The organism is Pseudoxanthomonas spadix (genome assembly GCF_003703395.1).
Taxonomy (GTDB): Bacteria; Pseudomonadota; Gammaproteobacteria; order Xanthomonadales; family Xanthomonadaceae; genus Pseudoxanthomonas_A; species Pseudoxanthomonas_A spadix.
Genome location: NZ_RDQN01000008.1, coordinates 25,755 through 40,827 on the forward strand (window position 1 = coordinate 25,755; position 15,073 = coordinate 40,827).

Annotated in this window: 15 protein-coding genes; 11 read left to right on the forward strand and 4 right to left on the reverse strand. The window is 60.7% G+C overall.

Features of this window, described 5'->3' with window-relative positions:
- Nucleotides 1-8: 8 nt before the first annotated feature.
- A complete protein-coding gene (locus D9R12_RS12430; protein ID WP_014159163.1) occupies nt 9-488 on the forward strand; it encodes an Lrp/AsnC family transcriptional regulator in 480 nt (159 codons plus the stop codon).
- 250 nt (nt 489-738) lie between these two features.
- On the opposite strand, the gene D9R12_RS12440 is transcribed toward D9R12_RS12430, so the two are convergent.
- Nucleotides 739-2,970, reverse strand: coding sequence for an NADP-dependent isocitrate dehydrogenase (locus D9R12_RS12440; RefSeq protein ID WP_122230922.1), 2,232 nt, complete (start codon nt 2,968-2,970; stop codon nt 739-741).
- 422 nt (nt 2,971-3,392) lie between these two features.
- Between D9R12_RS12440 and D9R12_RS12445 the strand changes: the two genes are divergently transcribed.
- Nucleotides 3,393-4,562, forward strand: coding sequence for a class I SAM-dependent rRNA methyltransferase (locus tag D9R12_RS12445; protein ID WP_122230924.1), 1,170 nt, complete (start codon nt 3,393-3,395; stop codon nt 4,560-4,562).
- Between the two features lie 26 nt (nt 4,563-4,588).
- Here D9R12_RS12445 and D9R12_RS12450 read toward each other — a convergent pair whose 3' ends face one another.
- Entirely contained in the window at nt 4,589-5,596 is a 1,008-nt protein-coding gene (locus D9R12_RS12450) for an integron integrase (protein ID WP_170159253.1), read from the reverse strand.
- Nucleotides 5,597-5,808: 212 nt separating this feature from the next.
- Between D9R12_RS12450 and D9R12_RS12455 the strand changes: the two genes are divergently transcribed.
- Nucleotides 5,809-6,438, forward strand: a complete 630-nt coding sequence (locus tag D9R12_RS12455) for a hypothetical protein (protein ID WP_122230928.1) — start codon at nt 5,809-5,811, stop codon at nt 6,436-6,438.
- 536 nt (nt 6,439-6,974) lie between these two features.
- On the opposite strand, the gene D9R12_RS15625 is transcribed toward D9R12_RS12455, so the two are convergent.
- A complete protein-coding gene (locus D9R12_RS15625) occupies nt 6,975-7,190 on the reverse strand; it encodes a hypothetical protein (protein WP_147475091.1) in 216 nt (71 codons plus the stop codon).
- 103 nt (nt 7,191-7,293) lie between these two features.
- Between D9R12_RS15625 and D9R12_RS12465 the strand changes: the two genes are divergently transcribed.
- The 3 genes from D9R12_RS12465 to D9R12_RS12470 all read left to right on the forward strand — a co-directional run bounded on the left by D9R12_RS12465 (nt 7,294) and on the right by D9R12_RS12470 (nt 9,166).
- Nucleotides 7,294-7,767 (forward strand): OsmC family protein, encoded by a 474-nt coding sequence (locus tag D9R12_RS12465; RefSeq protein ID WP_014159168.1) that lies wholly within the window; start codon nt 7,294-7,296, stop codon nt 7,765-7,767.
- A gap of 373 nt (nt 7,768-8,140) precedes the next feature.
- The gene (locus tag D9R12_RS15635) at nt 8,141-8,551 is read left to right on the forward strand and encodes a hypothetical protein (RefSeq protein WP_147475093.1); all 411 of its coding nucleotides are present in this window, start codon (nt 8,141-8,143) and stop codon (nt 8,549-8,551) included.
- Nucleotides 8,552-8,608: 57 nt separating this feature from the next.
- Nucleotides 8,609-9,166 (forward strand): hypothetical protein, encoded by a 558-nt coding sequence (locus D9R12_RS12470; RefSeq protein WP_122230932.1) that lies wholly within the window; start codon nt 8,609-8,611, stop codon nt 9,164-9,166.
- A 1,272-nt stretch (nt 9,167-10,438) separates the two neighbouring features.
- Here D9R12_RS12470 and D9R12_RS15825 read toward each other — a convergent pair.
- A complete protein-coding gene (locus D9R12_RS15825; protein ID WP_170159252.1) occupies nt 10,439-10,579 on the reverse strand; it encodes a hypothetical protein in 141 nt (46 codons plus the stop codon).
- Nucleotides 10,580-11,072: 493 nt separating this feature from the next.
- Between D9R12_RS15825 and D9R12_RS12485 the strand changes: the two genes are divergently transcribed.
- The 5 genes from D9R12_RS12485 to D9R12_RS16140 all read left to right on the forward strand — a co-directional run bounded on the left by D9R12_RS12485 (nt 11,073) and on the right by D9R12_RS16140 (nt 14,989).
- Nucleotides 11,073-12,218 (forward strand): serine hydrolase domain-containing protein, encoded by a 1,146-nt coding sequence (locus tag D9R12_RS12485; protein WP_122230937.1) that lies wholly within the window; start codon nt 11,073-11,075, stop codon nt 12,216-12,218.
- Nucleotides 12,219-12,287: 69 nt separating this feature from the next.
- On the forward strand, nt 12,288-12,785 hold the full coding sequence (locus D9R12_RS12490; protein ID WP_122230939.1) for a GNAT family N-acetyltransferase: 498 nt from the start codon (nt 12,288-12,290) through the stop codon (nt 12,783-12,785).
- Nucleotides 12,786-14,217: 1,432 nt separating this feature from the next.
- The gene (locus D9R12_RS12495) at nt 14,218-14,406 is read left to right on the forward strand and encodes a type II toxin-antitoxin system HicA family toxin (protein ID WP_122230941.1); all 189 of its coding nucleotides are present in this window, start codon (nt 14,218-14,220) and stop codon (nt 14,404-14,406) included.
- A gap of 5 nt (nt 14,407-14,411) precedes the next feature.
- Nucleotides 14,412-14,624, forward strand: coding sequence for a type II toxin-antitoxin system HicB family antitoxin (locus tag D9R12_RS12500; protein ID WP_122230943.1), 213 nt, complete (start codon nt 14,412-14,414; stop codon nt 14,622-14,624).
- Nucleotides 14,625-14,770: 146 nt separating this feature from the next.
- The gene (locus D9R12_RS16140) at nt 14,771-14,989 is read left to right on the forward strand and encodes an excalibur calcium-binding domain-containing protein (protein WP_280518425.1); all 219 of its coding nucleotides are present in this window, start codon (nt 14,771-14,773) and stop codon (nt 14,987-14,989) included.
- The last annotated feature ends 84 nt before the right edge of the window (nt 14,990-15,073 follow it).

Here is a 15,073-nt window from a genome sequence, read left to right on the forward strand (position 1 = left end):
CGCGAGAAATGGACGCCAATCCCCTGCTGGACCGCACGGATCTTCGCCTGCTGGCGCTGCTGCAGACCCAGGGCCGGGCCAGCAATGCCGAGCTGGCCGCGCAGATCAACCTGTCACCCTCGGCCTGCCTGCGTCGCACCCAGCGGCTGGAAGCGGCCGGGGTGATCAGCGGCTACGGTGCCCGGCTGGAGGCGCGCGCGCTGGGCCTGGGCCTACAGGCCTTCGTGCGCGTGCAGCTCGAACACCACGACCAGCCGGCCATCGACCGCTTCGCCGCGGCGGTGACCTGCTGGGACGAAGTGGTCGCTTGCCATGCGCTGGCCGGCGACATGGACTACCTGCTGCAGGTGCTGGTGCGCGACCTGGATCATTTCTCGCGGTTCCTGCTGGACAAGCTGCTTGCGTCGTCGGGTGTGGCCGACGTCAATTCCAGCTTCGTCCTGCGCACGGTCAAGGACGCCGTCGGCATTCCGCTGCCAAACCACTGAGGGAACCGATGCAGGCGCTGGTTCCCGGCGCGCCGGCGCCTGGGCTGCTGGCGACCCCGTACGGTGCCAGTCCAGCACGATCTGCCGCTCCCTGGCTGCGCGCGCAGCGTCACGACCTGCTGCCAGCCGATCCGCTGGCGCTTGCGCGGACCGGACAGTGGCTGGCAGGCCACCGGCCGCAGCTGCGGTGAAATGAAAACCGGCCCGCTTCCTCGCAGGAACGGGCCGGTCGGATCACACCTGGCGCGGGTTACTTGCCCAGCAGCGCCAGGGTGTCGTTGAAGGTCTTGCTCGGGCGCATGGCGCGGGCGCACTTGGCCAGGTCCGGGTGGTAGTAGCCGCCGATGTCCTGCGGCTTGCCCTGGGCACCGTTGAGCTCGCCGACGATGGTGGCTTCGTGCTCGGCCAAGGCCTTGGCCAGGGCGGTGAACTTGGCCTTCAGCTCGGCGTGTTCGTCCTGCGCGGCCAAGGCCTGCGCCCAGTACAGGGCCAGGTAGAAGTGGCTGCCGCGGTTGTCGATCTGCCCGACCTTGCGCGCCGGCGACTTGTCGTTGTCCAGGAACTGGCCGGTGGCCGCGTCCAGCGTCTTGGCCAGGGTCAGGGCGGCCGGATTGTCGTAGGTCTGGCCCAGGTGTTCCAGCGAGGCGGCCAGGGCCAGGAATTCGCCCAGCGAGTCCCAGCGCAGATAGCCCTCCTGGATGAACTGCTGGACGTGCTTGGGCGCGCTGCCGCCGGCGCCGGTCTCGAACAGGCCGCCGCCGGCCATCAGCGGCACCACCGAGAGCATCTTGGCGCTGGTGCCCAGCTCCAGGATCGGGAACAGGTCGGTCAGATAGTCGCGCAGCACATTGCCGGTCACCGAGATGGTGTCCTGGCCCTTGCGGATGCGTTCCAGCGAGAACTTCGTGGCTTCCTGCGGCGGCAGGATGCGGATGTCCAGGCCGCTGGTGTCGTGATCCTTCAGGTATTTTTCGACCTTGGCGATCACCTGCGCGTCGTGGGCGCGGGCCGGGTCCAGCCAGAACACCGCCGGGGTGTTGCTCAGGCGCGCGCGGGTCACCGCCAGCTTGACCCAGTCCTGGATCGGCGCGTCCTTGGCCTGGCACATCCGCCACAGGTCGCCGGCTTCCACGGCGTGCTCGAACACGGTTGCGCCCGACCCATTGGTCACCACCACCTTGCCGTCACCGGCGATCTGGAAGGTCTTGTCGTGGCTGCCGTATTCCTCGGCCTGCTGCGCCATCAGGCCCACGTTGGGCACGCTGCCCATGGTGGCCGGGTCGAACGCGCCGTGTTCGCGGCAATCGTCGATGGTGGCCTGGTACACGCCGGCGTAGCAGCGGTCCGGGATCACCGCCTTGGTGTCCTGCAGCTCGCCCTTGGCGTTCCACATCTTGCCGCTGTCGCGGATCATCGCCGGCATCGAGGCGTCGATGATCACATCGCTGGGCACGTGCAGGTTGGTGATGCCCTTGTCCGAATCGACCATCGCCAGCGCCGGGCGCGTGGCGTACTGGGCCTCCAGGTCGGCCTTGATCGCCGCGGCCTGGTCGGCGGGCAGCCTGGCGAGCACCGTGTACAGGTCGCCGATGCCGTTGTTGGGGTTGAAGCCGACCGACTTGAGCGCTTCGCCATGTTTGGCCAGCACGTCCTTGTAGAACTCACCCACCACGATGCCGAACATCACCGGATCGGAGACCTTCATCATCGTGGCCTTCAGGTGCACCGAGAACAGCACGCCCTGGGCCTTGGCATCCTCGATCTGGGCGTCGATGAAGCTGGCCAGCGCCTTCTTGCTCATCACCGCGGCATCGACGATCTCGCCGGCCTTGACCGGCACCGAGTCCTTGAGCACGGTGGTAGTGCCGTCATTGCCGACGAAGCTGATCTTCAGGGTGTCGGCCCCCGCCAAGGTGACCGACTTTTCGCTGCCGAAGAAATCGCCCGATTCCATGTGCGCCACGTGGGTCTTCGAATCGGCCGACCACTTGCCCATGCGGTGCGGATGCTTGCGCGCGTAATTCTTCACCGACAGCGGCGCGCGGCGGTCGGAGTTGCCTTCGCGCAGCACCGGGTTGACCGCGCTGCCCTTGGTCCGGTCGTAGCGCGCCTTGATGTCTTTTTCGGCCTCGGTCCTGGGTTCGTCCGGGTAGTCCGGCAGCGGATAGCCCTGGTCCTGCAGCTCCTTGATGGCGGCCTTGAGCTGCGGCATCGAGGCGGAGATGTTGGGCAGCTTGATGATGTTGGCTTCCGGCCTGGTGGCCAGTTCGCCCAGCTCGGCCAGGTCATCGGCGACCCTCTGCTCGGCGCCGAGCAGGTCCGGGAACTGGGCCAGGATGCGCCCGGCCAGCGAGATGTCCCGGGTCTCCACCACGATGCCGACCGTGTCGGTGTAGGCATCGATGATGGGCAGCAGCGACTGGGTGGCAAGGAAGGGAGCTTCGTCGGTCAGCGTGTAGATGATCTTGGGTGTGCTGGACATTGCGGGTCTGTCTCTCTTGCGGATGCGGGAATGTGCGGATAAAAGCCGGGAGCGCGCAGCACGCCGGCGCGGATCGCACCGATGCGCGTGACGGGCGTGCCGCTGGACTTGGCAGGTGCCTTGCCAAGGGGCGGCCGTGAGCGGCCAAGCACGCCATTGTCGCCGCTGGCGGGTGACAGGGCAAAGCGGCGCCGCCGTATGGCGTGGGCTGCTGTGTTGCAGCGGTTCTGCGCGAACAGTTGGTTGCCGGCGAAAACATCGCGTCCCCCGACGACCGTGGGAGCCGCTTCAGCGGCGAAAGGCTTTCCCGGTAAGGCGCCTTCGCCGCTGAAGCGGCTCCCACGACCGCAATGGCATGCCCGTGCGCAGCTCCAGGCTTGGCGACGGCTCGGAAAACCACGCGCGCCTTCTACAATGGCCCGATGAATCCGCCCAACCCCGCCATCCGCCTGAAGAACGCCTGGCGTTCCAGCCATCCCTGGATCTTCCAGAAACTGGTGGACAAGCCGCCGCAGAAGCCCAAGCCCGGCACCATCGTGGATGTGTTCGGCGTGGACAACGCCTGGGTCGGCCGCGGCTTCTACAACGGCCATTCGCGCATCGCCGTGCGCATCCTGGAAACCGACCCGGACGTGGCGGTGGACCAGGCCTGGTTCCACGACAAGATTGCCCAGGCCGTGGCGCTGCGCCGCGAGTTCCTCAAGCTGGATGAGGTGTCCGATGCCTGGCGGGTGGTCCACAGCGAGGGCGATGGCCTGTCCGGGCTGGTGGTGGACCGCTACGGTGAGCTGATCGTGGTCGAGTTCTTCGCTGCGGGCATGTTTCGCCATCGCGAATGGATATTCGAAGCCCTGCGCGCGCAGTTTCCCGGTTGCCGCTTCCATGCCTTTGCCGAGGAGCACGTGCAGAAGCAGGAAAGCTTCGATTTCCACAGTACTTCGGGCACCGAGGCGGAAATCATCACCGAGTACGGGGTGAAGTTCCGCGCCGACCCGGCCGGCGCGCACAAGACCGGTTTCTTCGCCGACCAGCGCGAGAACCGCCAGTGGCTGAGCCAGCTGGCAGCCGGCAAGACCGTGCTGGACCTGTGCTGCAACACCGGCGGCTTTGCCGTGTATGCGGCCGCGCGCGGCGCCAGCGAAGTGATCGGCGTGGACATCGACCAGGACGTGATCGCCATCGCCAAGGGCAACGCCAGGCTCAACGGCGTGCGGCCCAAGTTCGTCCAGGCCGACATTTTCCCCTACCTGCGCGATGCCGCCGCCCGTGGCGAGGCCCACGACATCGTGATCCTGGACCCGGCCAAGATGACCCGCGACCGCGAGCAGGTGATCCCGGCGCTGAAGAAATACCTGGACATGAACAAGCTGGCCCTGGGCGTGGTCAAGCCCGGCGGCCTGCTGGCCACCTTCTCCTGCACCGGCCTAGTGGCCGAACACGAATTCCTGGACATGCTGCGCCGCGCGGCCTATTTCTCCGGCCGCACCATCCAGATCCTGAAAGTCTCCGGCGCCGGCCCGGACCATCCGTTCATGGCCCACGTGCAGGAGTCACGCTACCTCAAGGCGGTGTTCTGCCGGGTGCTGGACTGAGCGCGCGCGGGCGCGTGGCGGCATGGTCAGCGATCCAGTGGACTGACCACGCCACGCGCGCCGCGGTTCAGGACGTGGGTATAGATCTGGGTGGTGGCCACGTCCTTGTGGCCGAGCAGTTCCTGCACCGTGCGGATGTCGTAGCCGGCTTCGATCAGATGGGTCGCAAAGCTGTGCCGGAAGGTATGGGCGGTCACCGGCTTGAGCAGCTGCGCGCGCGTGCGTGCAGTCTTCAGTGCCCGTGACAGCACCGCCTCGCCGAAGTGGTGCCGCCGCTGCACCCCGCTGCGCGGGTCGACAGCCAGATGGTGCGAAGGAAACACGTACTGCCAGCCCGGTTCGCGATTGGCGTTTGGGTACTTGCGTTCCAGCGCATGCGGCAGCCATGCATGGCCATGGCCTTGGGCCACATCGCGCCGATGCAGCAGCAGTGCCCGTTCCACCTCGCGCTGCAGCGGCTCGGCCAGCGACCTGGGCAGCACCGTGCGGCGATCCTTGCCGCCCTTGCCGTCGCGCACGGTGATCTCCCCGCGGGTGAAATCCACGTCCTTGATCCGCAGCCGCAGGCATTCCATCAGGCGCATGCCGGTGCCATACAACAGGCTGGCGACCAGCCAGGCACGGCCGTCCATGCAGGCCAGCAACGTGCGGGTTTCCTCGACCGACAGCACCACCGGCAGCCGCTGCGGGCGCTTGGCGCGGGTCAGGTTCTCCAGCCAGGGCAACTCATCTCCAAGCACTTCCCGGTACAGGAACAGCAGCGCGGCCAGTGCCTGGTTCTGGGTGCCAGCAGCCACCGCGTGCTCGTTGGCCAAAGCGGACAGGAAGGTTTCCACCTCGGCCGCGCCAAGCTGGCGCGGATGGCGCTTGCCATTGGCCAGGATGAACCGCCGGATCCAGCCCACGTAGGCCTGCTCGGTGCGCACGCTGCAATGCTTGGCCCGCAGACGCCGGCGAACCTGCTCCAGCAACCGCGGCTTCTGCCCGTCCGCCGCCGGCACCATTACACCCATCTCCCGTTGCCCGTAACTCATACATCCCCGCTTCCCGTCCATGGCGCGGACAGCGTGGATCCACGCGAGCGCGCCCACCATCAGCAAAGTGGCTGGTGCGGAGTAGGAAAATGCCTTGACTTGCAGGACCGGTCGCCTGAACAATCCGTGCAACACCCCGGTTTCGGGGTCGAATAGGTGTTAGGCCGCAGGCGACAGAGCACACACCTTCAATTCTAGGGAGAGCAAAATAGATGCAACGAGCACAGCAGTTCCTCTTGCTTTACTCAGGCGTTTTAACCGCGGCCTTCGTAGCCACTGTATTGTTCGCATTCGGGCCATGGAGAACCGAAAGTTTTCGGGAACTCACTGTGGAGCGGCTTAATGTCGTCGAGCCCGACGGAACTCTCCGGATGGTCATCTCCAACCACGACATGCTTCCGGGCATCATTGTTCGCGGCCAAGAGCGAGCGCTTGATCGGCCCCAGGGAGGTATGCTGTTCTACAACGACGAAGGCTCGGAGATCGGTGGCCTCATCTTTGGCGGGCATCGAAATGACAAGGGTGCAATCGTCGATTCAGGTGTCAGCCTATCATTCGACAAGTACGAGTCTAACCAGATCGTTTCTCTCTATGGAGTCGAAGACAGCGAGAATCGATTCGCGGGCTTGTCTGTCGCAGACAGCCCCAGCGGCTCTGAGGTAAATCGCAGGATTTGGCTGGGGCGTGGTGAAGACGGCATCGCGACGCTCGCTCTAATGGATGCGAAAGGCAATAAACGCCTGTTGATGCAAGTCGAAGCGGACGGTCAAGCGCAATTCAGCATCTTGGATGAAAAGGGCAACGTCATTCAAAACCTTTTACCGCCGGCCGCTAGTGAATAGCTAATCAGCGGCTGCTAACGGTTGTTCGTGCATTAGATGGTGCGAGCATCCGGGTTGCGGCCTAACAATTCGTTCAAGCCGAACTTGCTTCGTTACACCAAAGCCATGGCAGGAAAAGCTTGCCATGGCTTTGGCTCCACTACGCAAGTCGGCTTAACTCAGGCGTTAGGCTGCAGGAGAGATTCATGGGGAAGCATGATTTTTCGCAATTGTTCGCTCTGTATCCAAAGTTCATTGCGGACATGCCCGACGTGTTCTCCAGTCACGAGTTCATCATTAGACTGGTACAACAGAACCAGACCGCCTACGTTGAAGCACTAAGCTCGTACAAGGATTCAGGGGAGCCCTTCATGGTTGTTCACCAGCAGCTCTCGGCCCAACTCAAGAAGTTTCCTGATCTGGTTGAACCTCATGGGAGAGCGTCCAGCCGTGACATATTTGGCAACTCCAACAGCTGTAGCCAGTGGCGTAAGCGGGCTGCAGCCTAACAATTCATTCAAGCCGAAGCCGCTTCGCGGTTCGGCTTAATTCAGGCGTTAGGTGGTGATGCGGATGGATTCGCATGGCTTCTGCTTCGGGCAGATCGCCACGTCGGCCAGGGTCGGCGCCGGTGACGGCGTTGACCTGGCTGCGAGCGGGTCGTCCACCTCGGTCTCGGGGCGTCGGGCCTGCTGCACTCGGCATGTCATCACTTCGGTGGCATCGCGCGCCATGGCATCCCGGGCAAGCTCCAAGCTGCGGCGTTGTGGCATGCTTGGCTCAAGCGGTGACGGTGCTCCGGCATCACCACCTAACAGTTCATTCAAGCCGAACTGGCTTCGCCAGTCGGCTTAATTTAGGCGTTAGAGGGCACTGATGGCACAGTACGTAGCTGAAACGATCTGGATTCGCGGTGACCAAGACTTTCTTGGAAACCGTTACAGCCGCCGGCACACCTTACGGTTTGATGCGGGCTTTGATATAGCGGGATCTTCGTCGCCGCACGTGGTGCCTATCCCTTACTCGGATACGGCTGCTGTAGACCCGGAGGAGATGTTCGTATCCTCATTGTCCAGTTGCCACATGCTGTGGTTTCTATCTATAGCTGCAAAACGCAAATTCGTAGTGGAATCCTACAAGGACGTTGCTGTTGGCGTCATGGAGAAGAATTCGCAAGGAAGAGTGGTTATGAGCGTGGTTACACTCCGCCCTGACGTTCAATTTTCGGGTGGCAAGCTACCGACTCGCGCAGAGCTTGATCAGATGCACCACGAAGCACACGAGGAGTGCTTCATTGCTAACTCTGTCAAGAGCGAAGTCCGTTGTGAGCCCGTGTATGGTGCCCTCTAACAATTCATTCAAGCCGAACTGGCTTCGCCAGTCGGCTTAATTCCGGCGTTAGGTGGTGATGCGGATGGATTCGCATGGTTCCTGCTTCTGACGGTTTGATGCTTCGGCTAGGGTCGGCTCCGGGGGACGGCGTTGACTTCGCTGCGGGCGGATCGTCGGCCTCGGTCTTGGGCGTTGGAGCTGCTGCACTCGGCTTGTCATCACTTCGGTTGCATCGCGCGCCATGGCACTCCGGGCAAGCCAAAGGCTGCGGCGTTGTGGCATTGTTGGCTCAAGCGGTGATGGTGCTCCGGCATCACCACCTAACAGTTCATTCAAGCCGAACTGGCTTCGCCAGTCGGCTTAATTCAGGCGTTAGGCAAGGGGTCGAGGTATGGGTGCGACTGGGCATGCAACAGGAATGGCGGGCGAGTTCCATGCAATGGAAATATTGCATCGTTTAGGGCATCAGCCCGCTTTGACGTTAGGAAATGCCAAGACAATTGACATCCTGTCAAAGGCGCCATCTGGGAAGATATACGAAGTATCAGTAAAAGCGATTCGTGGTGGTGGCAAATGGGGGATTGGCAGCGAAAACTACAGTGTCTATGACAAACTGGTATTCATGCTGTTTTGGTATAAAAGCTTCGATGACATAAGCTCACATCCGGAAACATGGATTATTCCTGCCACTGAGGCGGAGAAGATCAAGCTCCCTTGGCATGCGCAGCATGGTTTGTATCTATACAAGAAACACATTCATTTGCTGGATCCATATAAAGATGCCTGGCAGCATCTTGCCTAACAACTCATTCAAGCCGAACCCGCTTCGCGGGTCGGCTTAATTCAGGCGTTAGGCACCATGGAAATATTCCTGTTCTTTCTGGGAGCACTCGTCGGCTTCCTTGTTTCCCGTCACTACTATCAGCGCTCGAAAGATGACAGCGACTCTGCGGAAGCGAGGAGAGAAGCCAAAGACAACTGGCGCCGCTCCAGCAACTATTTCGAGCACATGCTCACGGCAAGCACGTGGAAGCAGAGTTACCTCAATGACACGGTCACTTGGACCTGCCCTAAAGACGTCACGCTTAAGATTGTTGTCCCAGACTCCACGGACGACTTCGTTGAGCCGTGGACCGAGCGCTACCCAGACAAACGTGGGCGTCGCACAGAGGTGCAGCTCAAGGTCAATGACTCAACAATTGCGGAGCTGTCTTTCATCAACCTTGATGGCGGACGTATTCTGGTCCCTATGCCTCGTAGGGTTGTGACTGACGGCGTCCAAACCTTCTTCTGGGAGCGGGACTCTATTGAGTTCAAAGTCGGACAAGTCGTCGGGCACTACTACATTCACAACTCTATTGAGGGCATTGCACAGATCTCGGATATTTCAATACTGAGAGGACCGGCTGGTGCCTAACAATTCATTCAAGCCGAACCCGCTTCGCGGGTCGGCTTAAATCAGGCGTTAGGTGGTGATGCGGATGGATTCGCATGGTTCCTGCTTCGGGCCGTTCGCCGCGTCGGCCAGGGTCGGCTCCGGGGGCCGCGCTGACCTCGCTGCGGGCGGATCGTCCGGCTCGGTCTCGGGGCGTTGGGCCTGCCGCACTTGGTTTGTCATTACTTCGGTGGCATTGCGCGCCATGGCGTTCCGGGCAAGCCCAAGGCTGCGGCGTTGTGGCACTCTTGGCTCAAGCGGTGAGGGTGCTCCGGCATCACCACCTAACAGTTCATTCAAGCCGAACTGGCTTCGCCAGTCGGCTTAATTCAGGCGTTAGGTGGTGATGCGGATGGATTCGCATGGTTCCTGCTTCGGACGGTTTGATGCGTCGGCCAGGGTCGGCTCCGGTGACGGCATTGACCTCGCTGCGAGCGGATCGTCCGCCTTGGCCTCGGGGCGTTGGGCCTGCTGCATTTGGTTTGTCATTACTTCGGTTGCATTGCGCGCCACGGCATCCCGGGCAAGCCCAAGGCTGCGGCGTTGTGGCATTGTTGGCTCAAGCGGTGATGGTGCTCCGGCATCACCACCTAACAGTTCATTCAAGCCGAACTGGCTTCGCCAGTCGGCTTAATTCAGGCGTTAGGTGGTGATGCGGATGGATTCGCATGGTTCCTGCTTCGGGCAGGTCGCCGCGTCGGCCGGGGTCGGCTCCGGTGACGGCATTGACCTCGCTGCGAGCGGATCGTCCGCCTTGGCCTCGGGGCGTTGGGCCTGCTGCATTTGGTTTGTCATTACTTCGGTTGCATTGCGCGCCACGGCATCCCGGGCAAGCCCAAGGCTGCGGCGTTGTGGCATTGTTGGCTCAAGCGGTGAGGGTGCTCCGGCATCACCACCTAACAGTTCATTCAAGCCGAACTGGCTTCGCCAGTCGGCTTAATTCAGGCGTTAGGTGGTGATGCGGATGGATTCGCATGGTTCCTGCTTCGGGCCGTTTGATACGTCGGCCAGGGTCGGCTCCGGTGACCGCGCTGACCTCGCTGCGAGCGGATCGTCCGCTTCGGCCTCGGGGCGTTGGGCCTGCCGCACTCGGCTTGTCATCACTTCGGTTGCACTGCGCGCCATGGCGTTCCGGGCAAGCCCAAGCCTGCGGTGTTGTGGCACTCTTGGCTCAAGCGGTGATGGTGCTCCGGCATCACCACCTAACAGTTCATTCAAGCCGAACTGGCTTCGCCAGTCGGCTTAATTCAGGCGTTAGGTGGTGATGCGGATGGACTCGCACAGTTCCTGCTTCGGGCAGTTCGCCGTGTCGGCCAGAGTCGGCTTCGGTGACGGCGTTGATTTCGCTGCGAGCGGATCGTCCGCGTCGGTCTCGGGGCGTTGGGGCTGCTGCATTTGGTTTGTCATTACTTCGGTTGCATTGCGCGCCGCGGCGTCCGGGCAGGCCCAAGACTGCGGCGTTGTGGCATCCTTGGCTCAAGCGGTGACGGTGCTCCGGCATCACCACCTAACAGTTCATTCAAGCCGAAGTCGCTTCGCGGCTCGGCTTAACTCAGGCGTTAGGTGGTGATGCGGATGGATTCGCATGGTTCCTGCTTCGGAGAGTTCGCCGCGTCGGGCTGGGTCGGCTCCGGTGACGTCGTTGACGTCGCTGCGAGCGGATCTTCTGCCTCGGCCTCGGTGCGTTGGGGCTGCTGCACTCGGCTTGTCATCACTTCGGTTGCATCGCGCGCCATGGCGTTCCGGGCAAGCCCAAGGCTGCGGCGTTGTGGCACTGTTGGCTCAAGCGGTGACGGTGCTCCGGCATCACCACCTAACAGTTCATTCAAGCCGAACTGGCTTCGCCAGTCGGCTTAATTCAGGCGTTAGGCCTTTCTTGGGGAGTCCAATGGATCGTCGCAAATTCTTGAAAAGCACAGGCGTGTCGTTACTGGCAACATCTCTCCCTGCACCAATTCTAGCTGCGTCGCTTGATGAGTCACTGGAGTCCGCTCTTTCCCGCATTGCCGATCAATCCATCAAAGAAATGGTCACGCCTGGAATCCAAATTTCCGTATGGCAGAACGGTATTCCCGCAACGGAAGCAGTACGTGGATTAAGCAACCTTGAGACGGCCACTACTGTTACGCCATCCACGATCTTTCGCGCGGGCTCTATAACAAAACAATTCACAGCAGCTCTAATTGCCAAGCTTCAGGACGAAGGCCGACTTTCGATAAACGACGGTCTAGAAGAACATCTTGTCTTCTTCAAGGGGAAGGAAACACCGACCCTGCTTGAGCTTATTCATCAAACGGCGGGAGTTCATGAAGAGAATGAAGATTGCTTCTCCCAATCACCCACCACACAATTAGAGCTTGCCAAGAATATTGCGGATCAGAAGCCCCTCTTTGACTTCCACCCCGGAGCCGCGTGGCTCTATAGCAACGCGAACTACATTTTGCTCGGTGCCGTCGTAGAGTCGGTCACAAAGCAATCGTTACCCAAAACCGCGCGTGAACTTATATTTGAACCATTAGGGCTAAAGCATACCGAATTTGACGATCACTCCGAAGTCGTTAAAAACCGAGCCTCCGGCTACATGGGGACTGGAAGTAGCGAAACACCATTTGTAAACGCTGACTTTATTCCTGTTGAACAGACCGGTGGCGCCGGTGCAATCAGAACAAACGCAGATGATCTATGTCGGTGGCATCACTCTCTCTTCTACGGAACTTTTTTGTCCGCTGGGGCACGCAAAGCTCTCCTCGAGCCGGCCAAGCTCAGAGATGGTCGCCCTATAACAAAGGGCAGATTCGATCCAAACGACAACAACATGGGGGAAACTAGTTATGGCTATGGACTCATGTTGGATCGCTCAACAAGGAATCACGGAGTTATTGCTATGCACAATGGTTTCGTGAGCGGATTTTCTGCGTATCTAGCCACTCATGTGCCATCCAAGCTTACTGTGGCTTGCATGTGCAATACGGATCCAAGCCAAAAACTACCATTTCGGCTACTGCGAAAAGCAGTTTTCTCTAGCTACTTATGAGAAAGGCCTAACAATTCATTCAAGCCGAACCCGCTTCGCGGGTCGGCTTAATTCAGGCGTTAGATTGCCATGACGGTTTCGATCCGCCCGTTCCAAGAAGCCGACTGGCCCAGCCTTTGGCCAATCTTGCAGGGCACATTCGCCAAAGGTGATACCTACACCTTCGCGCCCGACTCCACAGAGGCGGAGATCCTCGCTGTGTGGACCAAGATTCCGAAGGCAACCTATGTCGCCTGCGACGACACTGGGCACATCCTCGGCTCGTATTACATCAAGGCCAATCAGCCTGGCCATGGAAACCACGTCAGCAACTGCGGCTACGTAGTCTCGGAGCTCGCCCGCGGCAAGGGCGTCGCTTCGCTCATGTGTGAGCACTCACAGGCTGTCGCGGTTCAGCTTGGCTTTCTCGCCATGCAGTTCAATTTCGTTGTCTCCGCTAACGCCGGCGCCGTGCGTTTGTGGCAGAAACTGGGCTTTGATATTGTCGGCACACTGCCGCGAGCGTTCCGCCACCCCGAGCTGGGGCTGGTAGACGCGTTCGTGATGTACAAGTGGCTGGCAATCTAACAATTCGTCCAAGCCGACGCCGCTTCGCGGCGCGGCTTAACTCAGGCGTTAGGTGGTGATGCGGATGGATTCGTATGGTTCCTGCTTCGGACCGTTCGCCGCGTCGGCCGGGGTCGGCTCCGGTGACGGCGTTGACCTCGCTGCGAGCGGATCGTCCGCGTCGGTCTCGGGGCGTTGGGGCTGCTGCACTCGGCTTGTCATCACTTCGGTGGCATTGCGCGCCACTGCATCCCGGGCAGGCCCAAGGCTGCGGCGTTGTGGCACTCTTGGCTCAAGCGGTGACGGTGCTCCGGCATCACCACCTAACAGTTCATTCAAGCCGAACTGGCTTCGCCAGTCGGCTTAATTCAGGCGTTAGGTGCTGAGGGATAGTCCATGGAGTCTTGGGGGCCAGCAATTAGTGGAGTCATCGGCGGCACGTTAGCGACACTACTTTGCAGTGCCTGGGCAAAGTGGGTTCCTACCGTCTGCAACCGCAAGAGTGCTGAAACCCTCCTGCGCCAAAACCGCACGGCAATCTTCTTGGCCAATTCAATGTTCTTTGCCGGGCTTGCAATCGCGATTACGGTATATGTGTTGGGCTACTTCCCTAGCAACGACTGGCGTGGATTCGGCCTTGGCGCTGGCTTCGCATTCACAGCCCCTTTGGTTGTGTTGCCAATTTCCGCCATCTTGGCTAGGCGCGACCCACGTGAGACGCTTGTCGCCTTCGCAATATCACAAAAAACTCCTATGCTTGCCCTGTACTTACTTCTAGTAGCTGGTGCTGTTCTGTTTATCACGTCCGTGGCTAGCGTGCTCAGCACCTAACAATTCATTCAAGCCGAACCCGCTTTGCGGGTCGGCTTAATTCAGGCGTTAGGTGGTGATGCGGATGGATTCGCATGGTTCCTGCTTCGGGCAGCTCGCCACGTCGGTCAGGGTCGGCTCCGGTGACGGCATTGACCGCGCTGCGAGCGGATCGTCCGCGTCGGTCTCGGGGCGTTGGGGCTGCTGCACTCGGCTTGTCATCACTTCGGTTGCATCGCGCGCCACGGCATCCCGGGCAAGCCCAAGGCTGCGGCGTTGTGGCACTCTTGGCCCAAGCGGTGGAGGTGCTCCGGCATCACCACCTAACAGTTCATTCAAGCCGAACTGGCTTCGCCAGTCGGCTTAATTTAGGCGTTAGGTGGTGATGCGGATGGATTCGTATGGTTCCTGCTTCGGACAGTTCGCCGCGTCGGCCAGGGTCGGCTCCGGTGACGGCGCTGACCTTGCTGCGAGCGGATCGTCGGGCTCGGTCTCGGGGCGTTGGGCCTGCCGCACTTGGTTTGTCATCACTTCGGTTGCATCGCGCGCCACGGCATCCCGCGCAAGCCCACGGCTGCGGCGTTGTGGGATCCTTGGCTCAAGCAGTGACGGAGCTGCGGCACCCGCACGGTATGCTTGTCGCATGAAAGTCAGTGAAATCCTGCGACTATTGCAAGATGATGGTTGGTTCCTCGCAGCAACCCGCGGGAGCCATCGCCAGTACAAGCACCCGTCCAAGCCCGGCCGGGTCACCGTTCCGGGCAAGCCCGCTGATGATTTGGCCCCCGGCACGCTCAGCAGTATCCTCAAGCAAGCCGGCCTCAAGAGGTAAGTCCCATGCGCTACGCAATCGTCATTGAGCAAGCTGCGGCTAATTACTCTGCCTATGTTCCCGATCTTCCTGGCTGTGTCGCCACTGGCAGCACCATCGAAGAAGTCGAAGAGCAAATCCGTGAAGCTATCGCCTTTCATCTGGCGGGGCTTCGCGAGGATGGGTCGCCGGTGCCTCCTCCACGCAGTCACGTTGAGTACGTGGACATTGCCGCCTAACAATTCGCTCAAGCCGACGCCGCTTTGCGGCTCGGCTGAACTCAGGGTTTAGGCCTTGAGAAGAAGGGTATTGCGGCGTGAAGAATTTTTTAGTGCTCGTAATCATCGGTGCCATCGCCTGGTACGGCTACGGCAAGTACAAGGCTATGAGCGCTCGGGAGGCAGCCGCTCACTATCCTGCAGCGGCTACCCACGCATCGCCTTCCGCTGCATCAGAGACAAAACAGTTCAGCTGTGATGGTCGCACGCACTGTTCACAGATGCGCTCTTGTGCGGAGGCCACGTATTTTGTGCAGCACTGCCCTAACACCGAGATGGACGGAAATAGTGACGGCGTGCCTTGCGAGCGGCAGTGGTGCCAGTGAGCGGCGCAATGCCTAGTTCATCCAAGCCGAGCCCGCTTCGGGGGTCGGCTTACAGTAATTCAGGCGTTAGACGTAAGAGGGAAG